Here is a 23181-nt window from a genome sequence, read left to right as displayed (position 1 = left end):
ACTGCCTCGATTAATTTATCAGCTAAGGAGTCGTCTAAAAAAAGTTTTGGGACGTTTCTGAGTCATTTTCTTTAAAACCCGCTTCGATCTGATTTTTTAAATCATCGAGAACAAAGGGATTTATTGACGCTACACTATCATCCTCTATGAGAATTGGCTCGGGAGCCAAATTGCTATTCCTAAATTTTGTTTATGATTCATAAAAATCCTCAACCTAGGATAGGCTATCGTGATGCCTTAGCGTTACAATGAGTAAGATACGCAAAAGGTGTGTTCTCCCTCGGGTAGAGAAAATAATATGATTCAAATTGAAAAAGTAAGCGGTGAGTTGGCTCAAACTTTGTGTCAAACAATTACCAAAGATTTGCCTGAATACTTTGGTCTACCAGAGGCCAATGAGCACTATGCAATAGGTGTGAAAACACGTACGAATTTTGCAGCGAAAAAGGGTGGCAGCTATATTGGTCTTGTTTCGATTGATTTTCCTTATCCTGATAATGCCACTATTTATTGGATGGGTGTAAGACGGGACTTTCATCGTCAAGGTGTGGGTAAGCAATTAATCGAAGCGGCTTGTCATTTTGCTAACACCCAAGGGGCAACGACTATAACAGTTGAAACATTAAGTCCTTCTCAAGCGGAAGAGAATTATCTTAAAACATACCTATTCTATCAAGCCGTTGGTTTTAACGCTCTTTTTGATTTAAAACCTGCTGGCTATGAATGGAAGATGGTATATATGGTGAAAAAGATTAAGCCTTTGACCGTAAGCCAACACTCAATTGTTATAAAGGTACTGGAACTATCTGATATCCCTATTCTGGTCGATGCTTTTCAAAAGGCAAATTGGCAAAAACCGGCATCATTGTTTAAGGCGTATTATCAAGAACAACAGCACTCTGAGCGAGTGATATGGATCGCTTATTTTCAAGACCAGATTGCTGGCTACGTTACTCTAAAATGGAGTTCACAATATGAACCTTTTGCTCAGCAAAAAATCCCAGAAATTATGGATTTGAATGTATTACCTTCTTTTCGCAAGCTTGGAATAGGAAGTGCTTTACTGACTGTTGCTGAAGAACAGGCAGCGAATCGGCATGATAGAGTAGGCATTGGTGTTGGATTATATGGAGGCTCTGATGGGGGATATGGACAAGCCCAACGTCTTTATGTAAATCGAAGTTACATTCCTGATGGTTTAGGGGTAACTTATAATTATAAGCCAACAGTTCCCGGGCAAACATACCCCCTGGATGATGATTTAATTTTATGGTTTACCAAAGAGCTAAATAAAACTACTTAACTCTGACGCTCTAGGTTCTTTGTTTCTTGTTAGGTACGTGATTTAATTGTTGCTCCTATTCTCAAGACAAGATCAGTTAATAATCAATTTCTAGGTGAGCTCAAGATTGGACGCTGGGTTTTTGTAGCCAGGCCTCGCTCGCTCAAGATTAATGATCTCGGTTTTAAGCGAAGTATGGTGCAAACATCATAAAAACAATGGTAGAAAAACTACAAACAATATTTCGAAGGGCAATTCAATTATGCGAACCAGATATTAATTGAAATTTTACTAAAAAGGTAAATATTTTATGTCTATTTTTTTTTATCCAAAGAAGGTTAATTATATCAATTATGTCGATGGGTTAAGGGCTTTTGCAGTTATATCGGTTCTTTTTTTTCATTTGAATTGTGGATGGTTCAAAGGCGGCTTTGTTGGTGTCGATGTTTTTTTTGTTATCAGTGGCTTTCTCATTACTCGATTAATCATTAAGGAAATTGAAGAAACAAATCAATTTAATTTTACAAATTTTTATTGCCGGAGAGTAAGAAGAATTTTCCCGGCCCTATTTTTTGTACTTATAAGTTGTTGGGTAGCAGGCTTTTTTCTATTCTCGCCCAATCATTTTCAATCTCTTGGCAAATCCTTATCTTACGCAGCTGTTTCTTTATCAAATATTTTCTTTTGGCAAGAAAGCGGTTATTTTAGTGCGGCATCTGAGTTTAAACCATTGCTTCATACTTGGTCATTGGGAGTTGAAGAACAATTTTATTTGATTTGGCCCTTAATCATATTAGCGACAGCCCGATTTAATAAACGATTGTTACCCCTAATAATAATCCTCTTAGGATTAATAAGTCTTATTCTTAATTTTTTTTACCAAAAAAATCATCTTGAGGCTTTATATTATTTGATGCCATTTAGAATATTCGAGTTTTGTATTGGCGCACTGATGGTTTGGCTGATTCCTTATCGATTTAAAGTAAGGCTACTCGATGAAATCATTTGTTTCATTGGCTTGGCGCTGATGATCTTCGCAGTAATCTATTTTAATAGTCATATGGTCTTTCCTTCTTATCATGCTTTAATCCCCACAGTAGGGGCTGCTTTAGTTATTTATTCAGGAAATGCGCGCTGTGTGGGTTTGATTTTTTCAAACAGAATATCAATTGCTATAGGACTAATAAGCTATTCTTTGTACTTGGTTCATTGGCCGATTATCGTATTCTTTTCCTATATTACTTCAGAAGCAATAACATCAGTATTCGCAATAACTATGGTAGTATTTTTATCTGTGTCTGTTGCTGTGTTGATGTATAATTTTATAGAGCAACCCTTTAGAAAATCGATTCCTAAAGATAGTAAAGCGCAATATGTAACCCTAATAAAATGGACGCCTTGTATTTTCCTAACATCATTATTGGGACTCACTGTGTATTATAACAGTGGATGGTCTTGGAGAGTTCCTGAGTATGGTACATTAAGTCAAATAAAAAATCCTGAAGAATATCATACTAAATATTTTGGCGGAGAAGGATTTCCATACCCTTTTGGATGGACCTATAAAACAGATGATACGAAACCCGATATCGTTCTAATGGGTGATAGTTATGCTCAAATGCTTCAATATGGTTTAGTAAATCAAATTGCAAAACCTTTTAATAAATCGATTTACATTGCCGGTCAAAGTTGTTTGATTTTGCCCGAGATATACAGAAATACACCTGGTTATGATTGGAAGCAACAATGTGTTAATGTATTGAATGAAGCATTAGCAAAATTAAATGAGAAAAACGATTCTATTCTTATTCTTTCTCAATCATGGTTCTTTCAGATATCTTATGCCAGTGATTCAACAAATGATCAACCGTTAAACATTAATCTATCTAGCGCCAACGCAAGTGATTATCAGGCTTTTCTGATTAAACTCGATAAATTGAGGAAGCTAATTGGTGACAGAAAATTAATAATAATAGGTGATGTCCCTGGTGCTGGGAGTAATGATACTTTTTCTTGTCTGACAAGACCGATATTATCTAAAGTAAACTGCATGTCTAAAAATAACATCTCGAGAAACACTAACACCCTAGCAATTAACGTCAACACCATATTAAAAGGGTTTGCTAAAGAAAATAAAAATACATTCTTTTTAGATCCTTATTCTGTTCTTTGTGATAATGAAGTGTGTCATTCGATTAGCCCTAAAGGTATGCCCTATTATAGTGATGGGCATCATTTATCTAAATTAGGTTCAAAGTTTATGATGGCAGGATTTAGAACGAAGCTTGAGTCGATAATTTCTAATAATATTCTAGAGCAAGGTTAAGAAAATCTTAGCAAGCATATGCTGGGCTGCAAAGCCTACGTTGGATGAACCTCAAGAAAATGGATTTCCCCACCAGATTACTTTAAGATAAATTTCTGTTGATACCAGGGAGTTGGTTCATCATGAACAATACAAAAATGATTGCGGCTATCTGTATTGGCAACGCCATGGAGTGGTACGACTTTATGATTTATAATTTCATGCTGCTTTTTATTGCGCAAACATTCTTCCCCAGTGATAACTCCATTACTTCGTTACTTGCCTCAATTCGCTCTACCTGTTTAGCGATAAGCTACAACGGAGCGGTTATGCTCTTTGGTGGTTTTGCTCCTTTTATTATTACTGCATTTATCGAACAGAGTAAAAACCCAATGGTTTTTAGTTATTATTTAATGATCGCAATAAGCCTAAGCTTCGTTGCAGCTTTGTATCTTGCTAAAACAAAGAACTATGATGACAAAACCAGAATGGTTAACGAAATTTATGGTTCTGTCGAAAAATTTGAGCACAATTAGGTCTAGCAAGCGTAGGCAGGGCTGAAAAGCCTGGCAAATGCGGCGAGCATCAATACAAAAAATAATCTTCACACATCTTGTCTATGGCAAGTACTTATTTTTAAAAGCTGCTTAAAAATAAGTTATCTCCTATGATAAAATTATGATCATTTTTTAATGGTTATCAATGAGGGTAGAGGGTGTTTAATACATTTCACATAGCTGGAGTAAACGCATTTGATGAAAAAAAATATGAAATAGCTAAAGATTTTTTTCTGCGAGCAATTAATAAAAATCCAGAAGTAGCGGAAAGCTATTTTTATTTAGGAAAATGTTTCTTTTTTCGTGATGAAAAACAACAAGCTATTCCTCCTTTAAAAAGATTCATTGAATTGAGGCAAAGTAATTCAGATGAAGTTGCCAACGTTGCTTATGCATTCGACTTATTAGGTCAATGTTATGAAACGGAAAACAGGGACACGGCTGCACTCAAATGTTACGAGACGGCAACTAAAATTTATCCCTCTGGTGCTTCTGCTTGGAATAACATGGGTTTGTTTTATATGAAATCCGCTCAGCATTATCTTGAGGCAGACTCGACAAATAGCGCGAAGCTGTTTAAAGGCGCATATGCTTTTATCAAAAAAGCCTTGGAAATATGCAGTAACAACCCTGTATTTTTACACAGTCTAGCCAGTTGGTATGAACAATACGTTGAAGTTCTTGAACGAGTGGTTGAAGACGAAGAGACTATTCAGAAGAATACAGCAAGCAGTTTTAATGATGCGATAGACTATTACCGAAAAGCATTATCAGCATGCACCGAACAAGACTTGGCATTAAGAAACATTATTTTATCCAACCTAACCGAATGTCTCGCGCAATATGGCCATCATTTCTATCAAAATAAAGAGTATAAAAAAGCGCAAAAAGCTTATTTGGAAGCACTTTCTCTTGATCCAGAACATCTTGTTGTGATTAATCAAATTGGAATGACGCTTTCTAAACAGGAGAATTACTTAGAGGCACGACAATATTTTTCTGCGATTTTGGATAAAACAGAGGATAAACAAGAAATTGCGGATGCTTGGTTAAATATAGCGTGTACTTATCGCTTAGAGAAAATATGGGATAAGGCGGAAGAGGCGCTAAGTTACGCTAAGAAATTTGCACCTGAGGACGCATCTATTGCCGAAGAAGAAATAAAGTTGAATGAATCAAAATCAGCTGCTCTTCTTGTATCGACACCTCAAACCCTATTTGGCAACTCGAATCCTGACTCTCGAATTGTAATTAAAACAGTTCCAGAATCAAGTTTTTCAATTTGAGTTTTAGCATATGTTGGGTCATTTGACCCAACATAATTGCTAATTTTGATCAAAAGAAGAATTTCTGCTTAGTTAATTGTTTTATTTAATCAATAAATCTTGGATTGAGTGTATTGTTGGGGCCTAATGACCAACGCAACTCTTGCGTAACAAAATATTAAAATTAGCTCATTTTTATAGGTGGAATTGATTTTTATTTGCAAAAATAGCCTTATTAGAAAACATTTAGTAAAATAATTAAATAGGGCTGTTATGTTTTTAGAGGTTAATCATAAAATATAAACTTGAGTAAGTTATAACCCCCAAAAAGAGTTCACTGGATATTAGCATTAAACGTATCTTGGCAGTATCCAAAGAGAGGAATTTTCTAATGATCGCAGAAAAGTTAAACATCAAGTTTGATATTGAGCGCATTCAAAATTATTTTAATCAATACGTCAAGCATCTGCAGCCCGTCCAACAAAATGAGATGTTCGGTGGTTGGAGTATACTGAGTACAAGTGGTGATTATCGAGATGGTTTTCAACAAACAGAAAAGCGTTTCTACCTTGTTGATGAGGCTAGTGGCGAATATAAGTTTGACTATGAAAGAGCCCATCGTGAAATTGGTTATACATGGCCGAAGATGCACGTGAATCCCACTCAAGTAGCTACTGGATATATTGCTGACATTATTGAGACTATTCGCAAATTAGGATTACAACCCCACCATGCTCGTTGGACACGGATTTCGCCTCGCGGAACCACTATTTGGCATCGAGATACATGGGAAAATTCTTATAAAGTTCGATTGCATATTCCTGTGATCACCAATCCTGAGTGTAAATTCGAAACTGAAGAAGGTGCAATTCACATGCCAGCAGACGGTTATTGCTATCTTGTTGCCGTTAATTGCTTGCACAGAGCATACAACCATGGCAATGAGGATCGCATTCATATCATCATGGATGTGATTGATGATGTGGGTATCAGCCAATATCACCGGACCCCCAAATGTCTGCAAACCAATAATCGTTTTATCAATTGGCCCATTCGCGTAATTAAAAAGATTTGGGGCTCTTAAGTCGCAGAAATGATGACTAAACGTATGCCATAGTTCAAACTATGGTTATTATTATGATGATAACAAAAGTATGAGTATCACAAATATTAATCACATTACGCTTGCATGCGCTGACATTAATCGGTCTTTCTTGTTTTACAAGGATGTTATGGGGTTTAAGCCTCTCGTAAAATGGGATAAAGGAGCCTATTTTCTTGTAGGGGATTTTTGGTTCTGTCTCAATGTTGATTTAGCCAGGAAACCACAGCCTTGTTATACTCACTATGCCTTTAGTGTCAGCAGCGAAGACTTTCAATCTCTGGCTAAGAAGATTACTGAATCAGGGGCATATCTATTCAAAGACAACACTTCGCCAGGTGACTCACTCTATTTTCTGGATCCAGATGGACATAAACTCGAAATTCATGCTGGCAACTATCAAACTAGAATTGCAGCTAAAAAAATAGATATGGGTAATTGGAAGAATGTGGAATGGTTTGTGTGATCAAAATTGATTTTTTAAGAAAACATCCACACGCCACACCCGAACTTTAGAGCGAGTTATGTGGGAAAAAATAAAATCTTGGTTTGCATCTCAGTGGAATCAAATAACAGCAAGCGTAGGCTGGGCGGCAAAGCCTAGCAAATGCTCTGACGAATAGACTGATCTTGGAGTTAATAAAATAGACTGCATTTTGACTCATAAATAAGGAAGGTTATGAAATAATCTTCCTTATTTATTAAGCAAATCTAAGGCATTAAGAAATTAGGTCGAATCTTTCGTTGCGTACCTCATTATCTGATTCATTATCTAATTCAACCTTGGGTGTAGGTAAAGATCTCATTGGCTTTGCTGTAAATATACTTAATGGCCATGCAATGGATGAACTGTTGGGAATAGCCCTGGGCAAAGCCATCATGGAAGCCTGATTCTCAAGACGAGTTAAACTCAATGCTACGGGTAGATATAAGCTTGCCCCAGGCAATTTAACGGGTCCAGTTAACAGCTTCTCCAGAAGAGTATTTCGTTCTTGAGCATCTAAAGGGATTAATTCATGTTGGGTGGTATGTTCACTTGCATCTTTAGCCTGATTGGAAAGAAAAACCTGCTGTAAATAACTACTATGGCAATCAGCATAAGAAGGAGCAACAAACTCGACGGTTCCAATTGGATTAGACCCGGTCTTTCTAAATGAAATCGAGGTAATTTGTGGTTTAGAAAAGTTGAAGCGTAATTTATTTGTCCCTTTAATTCCCACGAGCTCTTCTTCTAATTCAGTGGCAGCGGTTTCAACAACCAAATTACTTCCATTATAGAAATTTAGTCTTTTTTCTTCATCATGAGCTTCTAGAAAACCGCCTGGAACCGAATATAATCCAAGAGCTGCTCTTTGTAATAACATCGACATGCCGTTACGAGTTACCAATGGAGAAAGAACACCTGTCTTAAAAAAATTATGTTGATAAAGTGAACTATCCTCAGGGAATTTTTTATTACTCAGCGCGACAATAAAAGAATAAGGTACTTTTTTTGCCTCCAAATAGAGCGTATTAGTGCTTTCATTGTATGTTACGGCAGTAATAACCATCTGTTTGCCATCATAAAAACGTGGATTTTTGATTTTTTGTTCTGCAACTACTTTTAATCGAGCATCTTCTTCTGCCTGAGTCAGATTAACTTCTGGTAAATCATCATAAAAATCAGCCGGTTCTAAAGTTGAACTATTTTTTACAAAAATAACCTTCGGGCTCTTCTTAAATTCAAAACTTGATTGAGTTGTATTCGCATCAAAATTAATTGCGGCTTGTTTTGTATCAGTAGCATAAGAACGAGATAATTGATCGGTACTGGTGTGTTGAGATACAGTTTTTTCCCACAAACGAATAAGATCTAACATTTATAAACCTCACGAAATACTAAAAAAATGCAATTGTATTATAAATAAACATTAATGAATATCATGCCGTTCAAAACACCATCAACTATTAAAATGAAATGATGGTAATCGGAAAATCAATTTTATTTTTTCTTACTCATAGTTTTATGAATTACCAGTTGCCATCAAAATATAACTCATATTTCTGATTCGGTTTGATTCATTCTTCTAAGATTTTGTGTCGTTTCTCCAATAAGGTTGGGTCAAGAAGGACCCACCTTATTGCATTTTATCTGGACTTAATTTAATCCTGAATTTAAATGAGATTTTTGGAGAGGCAATTGACTGTCCTCATCATTATGAGTTTGAAAAAAAGAGCTTGCCGATCTTTTTATTTTGCTTAACTCTTTATCTTTTATCCCTTCTGGGAGCATAAAAGAATTATTTTTTTTAAGAATAGGTCTACTCTGATCTAATCCTTTTTTCATAAAGAATCGTTCCAATAGATTAGGTTTCTTTTCTTTGGCTGGCGTTTGCTGCATCGTATAACTACGTGTTAGACGCGGAGATGGGGTGGGGCTGTATGTTGAGGGTTCTGAAATGGTATCAGTACGCTCTCGACCGTTACTATGAGAAGGAGATAACTCACTCTTCTCAGATTTATCATCTAATTTTGCGCTGTCCTTTTTTATCGTGCATAAAAGCGATAAATCTTTACACTGTTTCTTAATCTTTTTATTTTCGATAGTACCTAACAAATGTATCGTCGTTAAATATTCTGGTAAATTAACAGCATCGATGCGTTGTGTCAGATTATTTTTAATATCTTCTAATATTCCTCTTGCTATGCCTTCAAGAATGAGTTGACCTTTTCCGGAAGTGCCATCCATTAATTTAGTAACAAAAACCCGCAACGCAAGTTGTAATTTTTGTTCATTCACCTCTACACCAAGATTTCGATATCCCTTTCCTTGTCTTGCACTATGAATTTGAGCCGCTAAATTACTTATTGCCTCTTCCTTTCTTGGCTCTTTTTTCATTGCTCCTATTTCTAAGCTACGCGTTTCCAAGCCTTTTACTAAAGTGCTCATCTCATCTTGAAAATCAAAATAAATAGTTCCCTTTTCTGGATTACTTTCTGAACCTAAAAAATGTTCTAGAGTATTCCAGGCATTATTAATTATCGTAGTAAATACAGCTACCTTAGCAGTCAATAGGTTTCTTCGTACCAATACTTCAGTACGTTCCGATTCAGTGAATGCACCTAGGAGATCATCAGAAATCTTTTTGTTTTGTTTGTTTAACCAACTTTGTTGTATTCTATAAATAATGGCACTGGCAATTTGATCATGTATCTTTTGGATTTCTTTACTTATCTCTTCTTTGGTGGCTTCGCCGCCTAGCTCAGTCTGAAGCCGCTCCCCGATTAATTGAACTTGCTTCTCCCAAAAGTTATGCCACGCTTCGCTCTCTTGAAAAGGCTCGAAAAAAATTTTATAAAAAATTGCTTTGGTGTCATTAAGATTCGTTTCATTCACTCGAGGCTTCCATTTATCGAAGAGTTCGCCAAATGTTTCGAGTACTTTGTCCTCACATAATGTTTCTAATAGTGCCGTGGGTTCTTTTATTTGAACATTGCCCAGCGACGGTGTAAAAAACAACCTTCCATTTAATTTATTTAACAGTTCCCCAACATCTTTACCCCCTACAGGGCTGTTTTTCAGAGTATCGGATACATACTCTAAATATTCGACTAACATTTCCGCAGCTTTTTTCATTGCAAGAGTCTCTCTTTTAGTTCATGTTGTTCTATATTTGACGCCATAGTCGCATTGTATTCCAGAAAAGGTCAGCCATCTCATGCTCCACATGAGATCAAACTGCTCCAATAAGTCTAATGAATTTGAGGAGCTCAATGCGGTCATCTTTAGAGGCCCATCATGGATTTCTAATTGAGCATGAAATCCATTCTTTGTACATATCTTGAATCAGATTCCTCATCCCTTTGTTGCAAAAAGGACTGAGAAGTATTTTCATTGGCAAAAAAAGAACACAAAGTTTCTGATACTCTTGGACTCGGAGTATCATCCATTCTGGATACAAATTCTTGAGCTGCGGAACTGGTATCGGTTGTCTCTTGACCATGGGTATCATCATCAAAATAATCATCGCTAAACCAACGGCTGGTCAGCCTCTTCCTGATAGAGGTAGATGCTGATTCAGTATCAGGAGCATCTCGTTGACTACTTGGACCAGGCTTTTCAGTGTCTGTCGCAGGAGGATCTATAAGTTTTACTTGCTCTAGATTGCCTAGTTGCTCTGCAAAATTAGACGGAGTTGCCCAAGGGTCGTTAGTTAAAGACTTGCCACCAGCCTCTAATAAATGTCCTGTAAGTGTCACGCAGTTATATACTTCGGCGTTCTTGGGATTCCTTGAGAGAAGTCTGTGGATAAAGTCAGATGCTTTTACTCCAGGAAGAAGTTGGTAGCACACTTCACCCGTATCCAAGCCCTCTTTTATCCGAGTGAACTCATTTTTCATTTTTTGCTTGTCGAGGCCATGAACGACAAATACTTTATCGGGTTCTAATGGTAAGATTTCAACAGGCTGCATGAGATTTGCGAAATCTTCCTTTGGCCTAACCGCTTCTTGCATGCAATCATCTGCTAATTTTGTCGCTAAAGTGGCTGTTAATGGCCATATTGACGTAAGGCCTCCAGCAGGGGTTGATTTGGGCCAAATACTCCAATACTGATCATCGCTAAATTTCATTGAGACATGACCAAGGCTATTAAATCCACTTGACCAAACATAAATAGTGACTGAATCGTCTTCCAATAGGACTGGTTCTATACTCACGCTTTCCTTTTTAGATAACATAAAGGACTCCTCCCTTTATTGGTTATTTAGCAGCAAACCAAATCAATGCTGTTGATGCGAAGAACATCTTTGTTAAAAATTGCTCAAGTGATTATATGGAACAATGGAGTTGGTTGCAAGGCTGTTGCATACCGTAATTTAGGGCAAGCTTTCTTAAATATATGAAAGATATTCTCAATCCAGAAACCTACTACTCTTTCATAAAGAGAAGCAGGTTTAATTAACGTACAAGACCTATTAGTTGACCATGGACTCATATCTTGAGCAGTAATCTAAATCCGATTCATCGTCCTTTTGTGCGGTAATAGGTTCACTACTAAAAAATGAATCAGAACATTCTGACGGTCTTGAAGAGGGTGTATCTTCACTTCTAGATGTTGGCTCGTCTTCTGGTGAAGATATTTCTACCGGCGCATCTACTTTTTCAGGCTCCTCTACAGATCCACTATCATAAGTAGGCCAATCATCATCATGGCTACTAGAGCTTTGCTGTATTGGTTGCGTGTGGGATTGAGTTTCTTCCGAAGTTTCTTTCCAGGTAAAAAAATCTCTTACCGAATTGAACATGCTTCTCAGCAAGCCTGGAGCTTCCTCAGTTGCAGTCGTTTTACTTTGTTCTGTCGCTGTAACTGTATCTTCTGTTTTTTTAAACTGAGAAGCAAAATGACTATTAATGCTTGCTGGTGCAGCAAAGGACATTATGCCCTCAGGTCTTTTCATACCACCTGCTTCTAGGATTCTGCTCACTGCTTCAGCACAATTAATTACGTCAACTTTCGCAATTTCAGATTCAATGATGTCTCTATCGAGCATCTTCAATCCCAGCAACATATTTGAGGTGGAAGAATTATTGTTGAAAACTGCTGTTGCAGCTTTTGTTACTGAACCTGGAGTTAAGCTAAAGCTGGCACGGCCTGAATTCATTAATTCGTTTAGTTCGTCTATCTTTTCAATAACAGCATCCATATCTTTTATCTGGTCAGTAATGTCATAAGATGCATGAACAGGACTGTCTGACGTAGAGGGGGTACTATGATTTACTGCTTTTGTAGGAAAAACGTACATCGAGCTAATAGCAAGTGGCGTAAATGCAGATAACTCCGCGCTTGGATAAACACTAATTACGTGTTTTTTACCCTCATGAGTGGCCTCTATTGAAACATGTCCAGTACCACCAACTTCGGGATGCTTGTGATAATTGAGCACTACTTTGGAAGCGGTTTGGACAACCTCGAGTTCAATTTTCTTTTGCATAATACACCCCGCAAGTTTTAAAAGCATGAAGTGTATTATAAATGAACAACATTAAGAGGGTATTAAGTGATATTGCTTACTCTTATAAATCATCATTCCTGCGTCTAGCGATATTGTCTTATTGAGTTCAATAAGCTGATCAGCTTAAGATAACCATTTGGTAGTTTTAAAATATAGAATAAATATTGACCAACAAGTGGATTTATAATGCAATCAGAAGAACTAATAAATAAAATATCCAATGAAGAGAAGCCAACTCTCTCTGATGAAGCACTGCATGCTCAAGCAAATCAGTATATCGATGAATTTAAACAACTTATCTTTCAGTGTCTTCCCTCAGTCATTTCCCAGATCATTGAGCGGGAAGTTTGGAAAAAAAGAAATAATCCCTATAAAAATTTTGGCGAATATGCTCTTGAGAAATCATCAGATGGCCTGGGTATTACTAACAATGAAATGTTGTGGTTATTGCGGGCGGCTATGGATGTAAATAGGCAGCATGTAGCCCATTGGGGTGATGTGCTGAGTATGGTGGATAACAATGTCAGGGTTTATGCGAAGGAAAATAAAATCTCTATTAAAGATTTGAATCACGATCTCAGGGAGCAAGATAGTACAAATCCTAGTCTGCCTCAGGAAAACAATATTACGTATTTACCCTCGCATTCAAGATCTATTGATGGACAACTTATGAAGTTAAAAAAGAAAGATCCCATCGCCTATGAAAATGTGATGCAAGGAAAAATGAAGATAAACGAGGCTTGGATCAAAGTTCCCAGAAAGCAACAACAACCTATTGAAACAATAAAAAATAAATTTTTTAATTTGTCTCAATCAGATCGCGAAGCTTTTTTGGAGTGGCTTGAACAAGAAAAGGATAACCTGCAAAAATAGAGTCTATGGGGCAGGGTTTCAATTTTGAATCAGTAATTAAAAATTAGAAAATTCACAACCCAAGCTTTTGCCTAATATAAAAGTTGCTGCTCAATTGAATAAACCCAAGTAGGGGAGGGGAGCTCGATTTGAGCAGTAATCAGTAATAGGTCATGCATTGCGTTAAGTGCTCCCATTGTTTGAGCTCCGCAAACTCCATACCAGCCTGCATCACCACGTCCTATGTCCTAAAAAAGGTATTAGAACTATTTTTTCATTATGGATTCGGGCTCCACTATTGATTAATTTGAGGTGATTAATTTGAGACAATTAGATCATTATTAAAACTTTTTATCATGCATTTGGGGTTTTCGATAGTTTAAAGATTTAAAGAATAATTCTTAATATGATTTATAATTAAACAGAATATTTTAAAATCTCATTACTAATAGTCAAGGAGGAGTATTGATGAGTAAACAGAACAGAGCAGTATTGCTGGCGCTTGTAATTTCTTTATTATTTGCTTTTACAGAAGTTCAAGCTGCTTCTGTAAACGTTGATAATCTATCTCAATGCATGGCAAATTGTAAGGGAGATAAAAGCTGTGTCAATAAGTGCGTTTCGAGTAACACCCCAAGAGGGATAGGCAAAGATGTTCTACAATGCCTTCTTGGTTGTGGACTGGGAGTTATCTCAACAGCCGATAATGTAACTGTAAAGGAGCAAATCAAAGCATGCTGCGATGGTTGTCTCAAAGCGATGCATTAACTCGATTATTTTACCGAGATCACCTGAGCTGTGATCTCGGTAAGTTCCTTTGATATAACATCTTGCTACAAGAATAGCTCAGATATTTTGCTTACAGTCGATATTTGGCACCGCAAATGGGTCGTTTAATAAGCATCGATTGATTGTACTCATTTCAATCAATCGACACTTACCTTGTCGATTAAAAAACCTCATTATTTAGGACTAGGAGGAGGTCAAAACTCTTCTGCTCTCTAAAGTCGGGTCATCATTGGCCCCTTCACTCAACCGTTCATCAAAAAATCTTGGCCCAGTTTGTCTCATTTTAGAATGATTGGTTTTGGGGGATTTTTCTGATGTTGGTAATAGAGTTTTAGATTGAAATGCTTCTGGAGTATGGCCCTGTCCCGTTTTTTCTATCAATGGCTTCTCTATCGGTGAAGGAGCTTGAGTGGTTTTTCTTTTATTAAAAACGGTAGGCCAGGTAAAAGCAATCGATACGAATACTAAAATGACTGGAGACAATATGGCCATGGTAACGGTTAATGCAAACTTCTCCCCTATTGCTTCTCCCAAGGTTTCTCCAACATGAATTCCGCTTCGGATTCCACCAGCAACAGAATAAGCAAGAGAATCGCCTATCAATGCGCATAATTTGAGCATATTGAGAAAGCCCTGCTTTAACTTTTGAGCCTCTGTTTGGTTTTCTTCTGGTGGTTGATAAATTGATTCAAATTTTTCTTTTAGATCGACATAAGTTTTCGGGTTAAAGACTTTATATACTTGTGAAAAAGTATTAACAAACATGGTTGTCGAGGTACATATCATCGCAATAGCATATGCTAAAAGAGTTTCAGGAGTGGCACCTATAGCATTTAAAAATTTATTTACCCCTGATACAGTAGTAAACCAGGTTAACGTCGCATAAACAGCTAAAAAGATCGTACTTACGAGTCCTAATAAGACACATCGCAAGAGACCATAGGGTTTTTTATAATCTTCAATAAAAAGATTTTTAAATTTTGTATAATTCTCACGTATGCCTACCGCTTGAAACGAATAAAAAGAAATCGCTGCAATCACCGATAATCCAATCGTAACTGCCATAACCAGCGGGTTAGAGATGAGCAGACCTGCCCCCAAAAAAGTGAGAAGTCCTACGAGGCCAGCATATCCAGTAATACCGGCAGAAATACAGGCCAACAAGGTCACGATACCAAACAATAATTTCTGACCTTTGTCGAGTATTGTTTTTTCCCTTGCATTTTCTTCAGCAGTCTTAAATGTTTTCTGTTTGCTCGGTTGAAAGCCAGCACTATCCAGCATGGCTTGTCCGCGACTTAATAAACATACTATTCCGTTACATAAGGAAAGTACTATCGCTAAGCCGAGGCTAAAGCCAAAGGGAGCTCCTAAAGTACTTAATAATCCCAGGCAAAATACCATACATAGCGCCATGGAGGTAACTACCTTACCAATGACTAATGGCACACCTTTTATCAGCCTATTTGTATTTTGCTCGGGGGTTCTTGTAAATTCTTGGCCGTTGCAAGAGCAGGTAGCAATTTGTAAGACCTCTTGCTTGGATAATCTTTTTCCACCCGAAAGTATCTCTCCCCACTTAAAGGTAAGGAAACTCCAAAAATAGTGGGAAAATGGACGTATTAGAATATCTGTTATTCGAAGATCCCCATTGAGAATGGCTTGTTGGACTTTAGCCGATTCTTTGGGGTTAAATTGATATTCGCTGAACGAGGCAATAATCCAATCTCTTTGGGTACGAAATTTTCTTTTTAAAACCATTATGACTTCTGGTTTATAAAGAGCAGAATCGATTTGATCTTGTTCTAATATATCAATTATTTCATTCATTTCGACAAATCCTTTTTTAATACAGGTTGCGTAGCTTATTTATAATTTCACAAGAATTCCATTTAAATTTTTAAAAAATTAATTATCAATAGGTATGAACCTTTATCATTTTCGTTAGAAAGGATTTGACATACTGTCCAAGTTACATTCTAATCGTATTTTTTATCATGATATGGACAATCATGGGCTTTTTGAAATTTCTAAAACCTGCACCTTATCTTCATGAAATTCAAGATAAAAACATTGTGAAACAGCAGTACCGCTATTGGCGTATTCGTACTTTTTATGCAATGTATATAGGCTATGCTTTGTTTTATTTTACGCGCAAAAGTTTTACCTTCGCGATGCCTGCATTACAAAGTACATTGGGGATGACCAAAACAGAACTGGGAATGATTGCGAGCATTTTGAGTTTAAGTTATGGCATCAGCAAATTTTTGAGTGGAATTCTCGGTGATAAGTCAAATCCTCGTTATTTAATGGCGATTGGACTCATTTTGACAGGTATTTTTAATATTTTATTTGGATTGTCTTCCACCTGGTGGTTATTTGCTATTTTTTGGGGATTGAATGGGTGGTTTCAAGGTTGGGGATGGCCAGGATGTACTAAATTATTAACCCATTGGTATTCTCAATCCGAACGTGGCCGTTGGTGGAGTATTTGGAATACATCACATAACGTTGGTGGTGCATTAATTCCATTGATTGTTGCTGTCTGTGCGCAGTATTTCGGCTGGCGTTCAGCCATGTTTGTGCCTGGAGTCATCTGCATTTTAGGCGGTATTTTTTTAATCAATCGTTTAAGAGATACTCCGCAATCGCTTGGTTTACCTGCGATAGAGGAATATCGAGACGATTTTTCTGGTTCATCAAGCCATCACCCGGAAAAAACAGAACTTTCAGTCAAAGAAATTCTTTGGAATTATGTGTTAAGTAATCCTTATATTTGGATACTGTCCATTTCTTATTTGTTTATTTATATTGTTCGCACGGCACTGAATGACTGGAGCATGTTGTATTTAACGGAAGTGAAGGATTATTCCTTAATCACAGCAGGTAGTTGTATCATCTGGTTTGAAGTGGGTGGCTTTTTCGGAAATCTGGTTGCCGGCTGGCTTTCTGACAAAGTATATCAAGGTAAACGCAACCCGATTAATATTCTCTTTACCGCAGGTGTATTTGTCACTTTGTTGTTATTTTCGTTGACCAAGGCATATACCCCATTTCTCGATTCATTATTTCTCTTTTTCTTTGGTTTTTTTATCTTTGGTCCCCAAATGATGATTGGTATGGCCTGTGCGGAGTTAACCCATAAAAAAGCAGCGGCAACTTCAACCGGCTTTGCGGGATTTTTTGCCTATTGTTTAGGTGCTGTACTGGCGGGTGCTCCTTTGGGTGCGATTATTAAAAACTACGGCTGGGATAATTTCTTCCTTACATTATTTATTTGCTGCCTGATTCCATTTTTTATGATGCTGCCACTCTGGCACGTGAAATCACATCCACGAGTTCGTAAATCAGAGTTTCCAGGAACATCTGAGTTGGTTTCGTGAGGCGCCTGCCTGGGTGATCCAGCACCAATAAAGGATGCTGTAATTACACGTAGGCTGGACTGAACAGTCCAGCGTCCTAAACGCTTCTACAATCTTGATAGGCCGGAATACGTGATATAATCCAGTTAATGGAAAATTTAAATTAAGTCATCAAGCGATGGGATACCGGCGCTCAAATATCCCTGGCATGACCCATTGTAAGCTTATAATGGAAATAGTCTATGATTGAGACAACATATTGATAAATGGCAGTATTGTTTTAAAGCCCAAAAAACGTGTGCCAGGTTGATACTGGGTGTTATTTCGGCACCGAAAGAGAAGAGCATGTCACTCATTTCCTTTTTATCCCATTTAGTCCATTCATTGAAAAGTATTTCTAGCACCAATGATTCGAAGTTTTGATGATTTATTGCAAGATTAAATTATTCAATGAGATAGAAAATTCTTCTTATTGCTCCTAACTGTCCAAATTTATCTTTGAAAATATAGGATAAAGGGACGGGACAACTTTGATTCCTTTCAAATTTTAGCCTTATCTTAAACTAGTTCCATACTCTAGAAATTTATCTTATATGTGTAACGCGTCTATTCTTCCAATTTAACTGCTATGAGTCTGCTGCCAATGGGCGTAACGTATTGTACGATATCGTACTCTATGCGGGTTCTCGAAGGGATATCTTCACCTAATCATCAGATCGTCATTATTTATAGGCAGCTATATATTTTCCTACAAGCTGAGCAATAAAAACGGCTAAATAGGCTTGACCACAAAATGCTTCCATCCAGGACAAGCATTGCATAATAGAACCTGTAGCTACTACATCGCCAAATCCTACAGTAGTTAATGTGATAAACGAATAATAAATTGCCCTGGTCTCCGGATGGGGCTCCAAACCGGATATCGATTGAGGATACAGTATATAAATAAGTAAGTATAAATAGGCAAAAGTTAATCCAATAAAAAGATAAGCAGAGAGGGAGCCAAATAAGGTTGTAATACTAATCGTTTTATCCTGCAAAGTCAGTTTGATACAACTTAGGGTCATTAGCAGGAAAAAAAGCATTCCAAATAGTAATTTTAGAATATGTTCGGGAAGATTTATTATCCATAGGTCAATTATAATCAGACATATTTCGAACAATCCTAACAGGAATAGATAGAAAAGAAATTTTTGCTTGTGTTCAGCGATGACAATCAAGCTCATAATAATAAGGGTAATTAAGAACAAATCTGCAATTGGCCGGATGCCAGTTTGTGCTTCAATAGCTCTGAGCATACAAAAAATCAAAATCACAAAGAATAAAAAAAGGAAACGTAATCTTTTTATCAGCGCTATCATCCTCAATAGTCCATTAATTAAACTCCTGTCTATGTGAAAATTATAGATTCTAATCAGCAAAAGTTTAACTTTGCATTATCCATTTGTAGAATGAAGACTAAAATGTTTGAAAAGTTCGAATCCCTTTTTTCATCCCTAATCCGGAAAGTGGCAAAAACTTACGCATCAGAAATGAGCAATAATATCCATTGCACCTAATACTGTATATCGTTTGCTTGGTGGAATCCCTGCATTCGCATTACCATTGAATGCATTTCTATCCAGTGCATAATCGTAATCAACTTCTGGACGCAGTTCGATTTGTGGCGATAGCCAATGTTGCCAACCCAGCCCAAAGTTCAGATAGCGAGTTTTTACACCGGTACGTTGTCCCTGTTTGTCGTCATAAAATTCAGGTCTAAATGAAATATTATCGAGAGGGGAGAATTGATAATTAATGTAGGCCACAGTAGCTAATACCGACGCCGTACAAGAAAGAGCAGATGTGCTATTGCATTGTGCAGCATTTGGCGCATTAAAAGGAATATATTGTGGCGAAAAAGGAGTTCCTCCAGCGGCAATGGCGGCCGCCGCAATGGGATTGTTACTATTAGCGACGTTGTTTTGATGCAGTGTATAAATTTCATAGGCAATATGCCACCGGTCGTTGAATTTATGGTAAAAAGTGAATCCATACCATTGAAGATTATTGTAACCCCATATGCCATTATTGATGCCATCCATACATGGATAGAATGTATCTTTGCCATCATTCCAGGTAAAGCGAGCACAAGCAACGGCTGACAATCTAGCTCCTGGATCTTTCAAAAAGGTTGTATTTGGATACAACGGATTGGGTGCAGGATTTTTTACCTTCTTCCCCATATTCCAAATTGCGGTATCTGTTCCTCCAACTAAACCTAGTTGGAAAATGACATTTTTAGCAACTGCTAAACTCGCAACGACCCCTTCATTGGTATAGTTATCAAAAGTGTAAGTCATAGAATGCGAATACATATAATTATTGGGCGCAAGTTGCGCCTCAATATCAGGAATGGAGATATAACGCCCAACTCGGAGCAGTAATCCTTGAGCTACATTAGGTATATATAATTCACCATAAACCATTGGGAAGTCATAGCCATAAACCGAGTTGTTATTTAAAAGCTGATAACTGGCAATCCCATATGCCGTGGTATAGCGGTAGTTTTCCCCATAAATTCCTGATAGTCTAAAACCCCAATCGATATGGTTTGTTTGAACTGTATCGGGAACGCGTTCAATATAGAGAACGGTTTGATCCAGTTGAACGGTATTAGGTGTATATAGATAGGCCATAGGTGCATTGCCACCAGGTTTTACCGTGTTGGTACTTATATTGCCTCCGCCATTGACCCAGCCGTAAACTTGAATATGATTTTTTTGTAGCCATTTTCCGGCAGAAGTATTCGCAATGCCAACCATAAGTGGGCTATCAACAGAATTAGGTAGACTTACCCCTAAAGCCGTAGCAGCACCATAAGGCCATTCAGTAAAAGGCATTGGTGGTGTAGACTCTGGGGTTGCAGGCCAGCCTGTTCGATGTGAGGATGGGGCATGAGGATCAGAAGGTGCTGCAGCATGTCCCATTTCCAACTTATAATAACGAAAAAAACGAGTAAAAAAATCTTCCCCTAAATAGTTATCCAAACACGCAAAGTTTTTATAAGGATCACATTTTGATGTGGTTTGATCTTTTGCCCAGACTGAGGGAGTAGTTGTAGCCAAAATGAGACAAAAGAATACTTCTAAAAAAATAATGTTTCTCAAAATTAACATCCTGTTAAAACATATAAATTAATCTTTTTAATAAATTAACAGAGTAATGTATTGAATAATAGTTAATGCTCAAACAAAAACAGTGATAAAAATACTTGCAGTTCAAATTTTTATCTTTCTCGAGTGAAGGACAATTAATCCTCTGCCTCTACTTGTGTATTCTTATAAGAAAAATAAGCAGGCGTAGCCTGGGTGAAACTCTAAAGGATTCAAACCGGGGTTACGCTTGCCCTATCAGCTTTTAATGTTGCAGAAATAATTTTGGGTGTCAGTTTTACAACTTCTTTTTTTAAGAAATTATTTTTGCAACACAACGGATAAATACAGTTCGTATTGACCATTGGTATTGGAGAGTAAGAATTTTTGAGGTGTGTTGATACCCCAAGTCACTGGTTCTGATTTTTGATTAGGCACACTCCATTGCGAATGTAAAATTCCTTTTTCATTTTTTAATTCAATACGAATTAATCCAATAATATCATCTGGATTTAAAGGTTTTGAGTCTTGATCCATCAGAGATACAATCAAAATAACTTTTTCGTCGTTCTTGATGGGTTCAGACCATAAAAGAGTTGACTTAAGAGTATTGATTTTTGATGGTGGCACATGAAGTGGAAACTCTGGGATTCGAATATATTTCATTGGCTGTTTGGCTCGTAATACACTGATATCAAAATATAAATCATCGCCCAACCACTCTCCCTTTTTTATCATTTTAATTTGATTCAAGATAAGCTTAGGAGATAGCTCCTGATTATTAACTGCGAAAGCCATGGATGAGAAACAAAAAACAACAAGTACACACCAACGTAGCCATTTCATTTTCTGACTCCTTTCAATAATTTTTTGCATACCCATAGTCTTTTGCAGGGGCAGCTAATATTCAGTATGGTATAAACCAGTAATAATGGCTATAAATCAATATACAATCGCATAATAAATAATAAAAAATACCTCAAGCATTAGAGTTTTTGGGGTAATTGGCGACGGCGTGATTAATATAAAAATTAAGCATGGATAGGGCTCGTTGAAAAACCGAGATGCGCAGAGTGGTGGATGGAGTCGTTTACCAGATGTGGATTAAAGGGACATGTTAAGAAAATCCGATTTTTTACGAAGTGAAGCTGCATAAGCAAGCATAGCGTAGATGAAGTGAAACGAAATCCGGCTGTATTAAAGTGGCAACTGTATTGAATTATATTCAAGACAGTTGCTACGCTTGCTTTTCTTCTTGAAAAACATCAAGAGTGAATTGAATCGCCTGCGTATTTGTATTAGCTCATGTTCGATGAGCATGAAACCTTAAATGATGATTTTGGACCTGATACTCAATCCAGGTGTTTGTTTACCCACTTTACTAAATCTTGTGAACTTATGACGCCGGCATTCCTCGCAACTTCTTTGCCCTGATGAAAAAGAACGAGCATGGGGATACTCTGAATGGCAAACCGTGAGGCTAAAGAAGGTTGCGCTTCAGTATCAACTTTGGCGAGCCTTACCTTAGGTTCAAGAAGACGTGCTGCAGATTCGAATTGTGGTGCCATCATTTTGCATGGGCCACACCATTGAGCCCAAAAATCAATAAGTACAGGGATATCATTCCGTTCGATATGGCGATCAAATTGATCATTTTCCAAACTTATCGGTTTACCATTAAAAAGCGACTGTTGGCACGTTCCACAATTGGGATGTTCACTCAAACGCGAAGCAGGTACTCGGTTAATTGTATTACAATGAGGACAAACAACATGCAAATTTGTATTCATGAGTTAAAATCTCATAGCACTAATTAGTGAATTGGTATTGTAACTTATCATAAAATTCCAAAGCTATAGAACTAGAAAAGACAAAATGCAGAGACAAAAGAGACTTGTGGGGCACCCGTTTCCGTTGTCCTCGCCTTACTTTGCCTATCATTTTGCTTATGCATCACTGCCGCGCACAAGAAGTACTGGTGTTGTGGCAATTCGAACAACATTCTCCGCCACGCTACCTAGAAAGAGACGACTAAAGCCACGCCGGCCATGCGTGCCGATCATTAATAAATCAGCAGGCCATTCTTTTGCTGCGTCAACAATTACCTCAGCTACTCTCCCCTGAAATGGCTTTAATTCCAAAATTAATGTTTCAGGTTTGATAGATGATTGCTTCGCTATTTTTTTTGCAGCATTATCTAATATCTTTTCTCCATCTTCCTTCCAAGCAGCAATAATTGAAAGATAGTCAAAAGAAGGCCCACCATAACGAATACTGCTTTCATCAATAACATGGATAATCCGCACATTGGGGCTCTGATCTTTAGTTAGTTTAATTACTTCGTCTACTACGGAGTCAGATATCTTACTCCCATCCAGTGCTAGCATGATATTCTTATACATTATTAATGGCTCCTTGCTCGTATTCACTTCAGAGAAATTGTAGCAAGCGTAGGCTGGGCTGAAAAGCCTAGCATCTGCAAACCTCCTTGCGTTCTTGAAAGAAATGGAAATGTTAAATTAAGTCCAAATCTTCTGCA

General features: G+C 37.3%; 19 protein-coding genes and 1 pseudogene. 10 read left to right on the top strand and 10 right to left on the bottom strand.

Annotated elements, in window-relative coordinates; all coding sequences use genetic code 11:
- Positions 1-298: 298 nt before the first annotated feature.
- From ACF8MK_RS02070 to ACF8MK_RS02040, 7 genes and pseudogenes are all read left to right on the top strand, one after another.
- Positions 299-631, top strand: a pseudogene (locus tag ACF8MK_RS02070) (GNAT family N-acetyltransferase); the annotation flags it as partial.
- 108 nt (positions 632-739) lie between these two features.
- Entirely contained in the window at positions 740-1303 is a 564-nt protein-coding gene (locus ACF8MK_RS02065; protein ID WP_392538993.1) for a GNAT family N-acetyltransferase, read from the top strand.
- Between the two features lie 289 nt (positions 1304-1592).
- A complete protein-coding gene (locus ACF8MK_RS02060; protein ID WP_392537976.1) occupies positions 1593-3608 on the top strand; it encodes an acyltransferase family protein in 2016 nt (671 codons plus the stop codon).
- Between the two features lie 122 nt (positions 3609-3730).
- The gene (locus ACF8MK_RS02055) at positions 3731-4123 is read left to right on the top strand and encodes a hypothetical protein (protein ID WP_392537975.1); all 393 of its coding nucleotides are present in this window, start codon (positions 3731-3733) and stop codon (positions 4121-4123) included.
- Between the two features lie 179 nt (positions 4124-4302).
- Complete coding sequence (locus tag ACF8MK_RS02050; protein ID WP_392537974.1) at positions 4303-5430, top strand: tetratricopeptide repeat protein; 1128 nt, start codon at positions 4303-4305, stop codon at positions 5428-5430.
- A 370-nt stretch (positions 5431-5800) separates the two neighbouring features.
- A complete protein-coding gene (locus ACF8MK_RS02045; RefSeq protein WP_392537973.1) occupies positions 5801-6493 on the top strand; it encodes an aspartyl/asparaginyl beta-hydroxylase domain-containing protein in 693 nt (230 codons plus the stop codon).
- Between the two features lie 70 nt (positions 6494-6563).
- Entirely contained in the window at positions 6564-6977 is a 414-nt protein-coding gene (locus ACF8MK_RS02040; protein WP_392537972.1) for a fosfomycin resistance glutathione transferase, read from the top strand.
- Between the two features lie 253 nt (positions 6978-7230).
- Here ACF8MK_RS02040 and ACF8MK_RS02035 read toward each other — a convergent pair whose 3' ends face one another.
- The 4 genes from ACF8MK_RS02035 to ACF8MK_RS02020 all read right to left on the bottom strand — a co-directional run bounded on the left by ACF8MK_RS02035 (position 7231) and on the right by ACF8MK_RS02020 (position 12484).
- A complete protein-coding gene (locus ACF8MK_RS02035) occupies positions 7231-8370 on the bottom strand; it encodes a hypothetical protein (RefSeq protein WP_392537971.1) in 1140 nt (379 codons plus the stop codon).
- 278 nt (positions 8371-8648) lie between these two features.
- Positions 8649-10127, bottom strand: coding sequence for a hypothetical protein (locus ACF8MK_RS02030; protein ID WP_392537970.1), 1479 nt, complete (start codon positions 10125-10127; stop codon positions 8649-8651).
- Between the two features lie 170 nt (positions 10128-10297).
- Entirely contained in the window at positions 10298-11230 is a 933-nt protein-coding gene (locus tag ACF8MK_RS02025) for a hypothetical protein (protein WP_392537969.1), read from the bottom strand.
- Between the two features lie 237 nt (positions 11231-11467).
- Entirely contained in the window at positions 11468-12484 is a 1017-nt protein-coding gene (locus ACF8MK_RS02020) for a hypothetical protein (RefSeq protein WP_392537968.1), read from the bottom strand.
- Between the two features lie 207 nt (positions 12485-12691).
- On the opposite strand from ACF8MK_RS02020, the gene ACF8MK_RS02015 reads away from it, so the two are divergent.
- Both ACF8MK_RS02015 and ACF8MK_RS02010 read left to right on the top strand, forming a co-directional pair.
- A complete protein-coding gene (locus ACF8MK_RS02015) occupies positions 12692-13378 on the top strand; it encodes a hypothetical protein (protein WP_392537967.1) in 687 nt (228 codons plus the stop codon).
- Positions 13379-13825: 447 nt separating this feature from the next.
- On the top strand, positions 13826-14125 hold the full coding sequence (locus tag ACF8MK_RS02010; RefSeq protein WP_392537966.1) for a hypothetical protein: 300 nt from the start codon (positions 13826-13828) through the stop codon (positions 14123-14125).
- 204 nt (positions 14126-14329) lie between these two features.
- On the opposite strand, the gene ACF8MK_RS02005 is transcribed toward ACF8MK_RS02010, so the two are convergent.
- Positions 14330-15976, bottom strand: a complete 1647-nt coding sequence (locus tag ACF8MK_RS02005) for a hypothetical protein (RefSeq protein WP_392537965.1) — start codon at positions 15974-15976, stop codon at positions 14330-14332.
- Between the two features lie 182 nt (positions 15977-16158).
- On the opposite strand from ACF8MK_RS02005, the gene pgtP reads away from it, so the two are divergent.
- Positions 16159-17529 (top strand): phosphoglycerate transporter protein PgtP, encoded by a 1371-nt coding sequence (pgtP, locus tag ACF8MK_RS02000; protein WP_392537964.1) that lies wholly within the window; start codon positions 16159-16161, stop codon positions 17527-17529.
- A 701-nt stretch (positions 17530-18230) separates the two neighbouring features.
- On the opposite strand, the gene ACF8MK_RS01995 is transcribed toward pgtP, so the two are convergent.
- The 5 genes from ACF8MK_RS01995 to ACF8MK_RS01975 form a co-directional block, all read right to left on the bottom strand.
- Entirely contained in the window at positions 18231-18806 is a 576-nt protein-coding gene (locus ACF8MK_RS01995) for an ion channel (protein WP_392537963.1), read from the bottom strand.
- 228 nt (positions 18807-19034) lie between these two features.
- The gene (locus ACF8MK_RS01990) at positions 19035-20657 is read right to left on the bottom strand and encodes an outer membrane beta-barrel protein (protein WP_392537962.1); all 1623 of its coding nucleotides are present in this window, start codon (positions 20655-20657) and stop codon (positions 19035-19037) included.
- A 306-nt stretch (positions 20658-20963) separates the two neighbouring features.
- Positions 20964-21488: a hypothetical protein gene (locus ACF8MK_RS01985; RefSeq protein WP_392537961.1), complete on the bottom strand. Its 525-nt coding sequence runs from the start codon at positions 21486-21488 to the stop codon at positions 20964-20966.
- Between the two features lie 506 nt (positions 21489-21994).
- The gene (trxC, locus tag ACF8MK_RS01980; RefSeq protein ID WP_392537960.1) at positions 21995-22432 is read right to left on the bottom strand and encodes a thioredoxin TrxC; all 438 of its coding nucleotides are present in this window, start codon (positions 22430-22432) and stop codon (positions 21995-21997) included.
- 156 nt (positions 22433-22588) lie between these two features.
- On the bottom strand, positions 22589-23044 hold the full coding sequence (locus ACF8MK_RS01975) for a universal stress protein (RefSeq protein WP_392537959.1): 456 nt from the start codon (positions 23042-23044) through the stop codon (positions 22589-22591).
- Positions 23045-23181: the final 137 nt, after the last annotated feature.

The sequence above is a fragment of the Legionella sp. 227 genome (assembly GCF_043161935.1).
Classification (GTDB): domain Bacteria; phylum Pseudomonadota; class Gammaproteobacteria; order Legionellales; family Legionellaceae; genus Legionella; species Legionella sheltonii.
Note: the sequence above shows the minus strand (reverse complement) of the source record. Positions and strands in the feature narration are given on the sequence as shown.

Coding starts and splice junctions, on each gene's coding strand:
- ACF8MK_RS02065 (WP_392538993.1), top strand. CDS start 740: ATGGTGAAAAAGATTAAGCCTTTGACCGTAAGCCAACACTCAATTGTT.
- ACF8MK_RS02060 (WP_392537976.1), top strand. CDS start 1,593: ATGTCTATTTTTTTTTATCCAAAGAAGGTTAATTATATCAATTATGTC.
- ACF8MK_RS02055 (WP_392537975.1), top strand. CDS start 3,731: ATGAACAATACAAAAATGATTGCGGCTATCTGTATTGGCAACGCCATG.
- ACF8MK_RS02045 (WP_392537973.1), top strand. CDS start 5,801: ATGATCGCAGAAAAGTTAAACATCAAGTTTGATATTGAGCGCATTCAA.
- ACF8MK_RS02040 (WP_392537972.1), top strand. CDS start 6,564: ATGAGTATCACAAATATTAATCACATTACGCTTGCATGCGCTGACATT.
- ACF8MK_RS02035 (WP_392537971.1), bottom strand. CDS start 8,370: ATGTTAGATCTTATTCGTTTGTGGGAAAAAACTGTATCTCAACACACC.
- ACF8MK_RS02030 (WP_392537970.1), bottom strand. CDS start 10,127: ATGAAAAAAGCTGCGGAAATGTTAGTCGAATATTTAGAGTATGTATCC.
- ACF8MK_RS02025 (WP_392537969.1), bottom strand. CDS start 11,230: ATGTTATCTAAAAAGGAAAGCGTGAGTATAGAACCAGTCCTATTGGAA.
- ACF8MK_RS02020 (WP_392537968.1), bottom strand. CDS start 12,484: ATGCAAAAGAAAATTGAACTCGAGGTTGTCCAAACCGCTTCCAAAGTA.
- ACF8MK_RS02015 (WP_392537967.1), top strand. CDS start 12,692: ATGCAATCAGAAGAACTAATAAATAAAATATCCAATGAAGAGAAGCCA.
- ACF8MK_RS02010 (WP_392537966.1), top strand. CDS start 13,826: ATGAGTAAACAGAACAGAGCAGTATTGCTGGCGCTTGTAATTTCTTTA.
- ACF8MK_RS02005 (WP_392537965.1), bottom strand. CDS start 15,976: ATGAATGAAATAATTGATATATTAGAACAAGATCAAATCGATTCTGCT.
- pgtP (WP_392537964.1), top strand. CDS start 16,159: ATGGGCTTTTTGAAATTTCTAAAACCTGCACCTTATCTTCATGAAATT.
- ACF8MK_RS01995 (WP_392537963.1), bottom strand. CDS start 18,806: ATGCTCAGAGCTATTGAAGCACAAACTGGCATCCGGCCAATTGCAGAT.
- ACF8MK_RS01985 (WP_392537961.1), bottom strand. CDS start 21,488: ATGAAATGGCTACGTTGGTGTGTACTTGTTGTTTTTTGTTTCTCATCC.
- trxC (WP_392537960.1), bottom strand. CDS start 22,432: ATGAATACAAATTTGCATGTTGTTTGTCCTCATTGTAATACAATTAAC.
- ACF8MK_RS01975 (WP_392537959.1), bottom strand. CDS start 23,044: ATGTATAAGAATATCATGCTAGCACTGGATGGGAGTAAGATATCTGAC.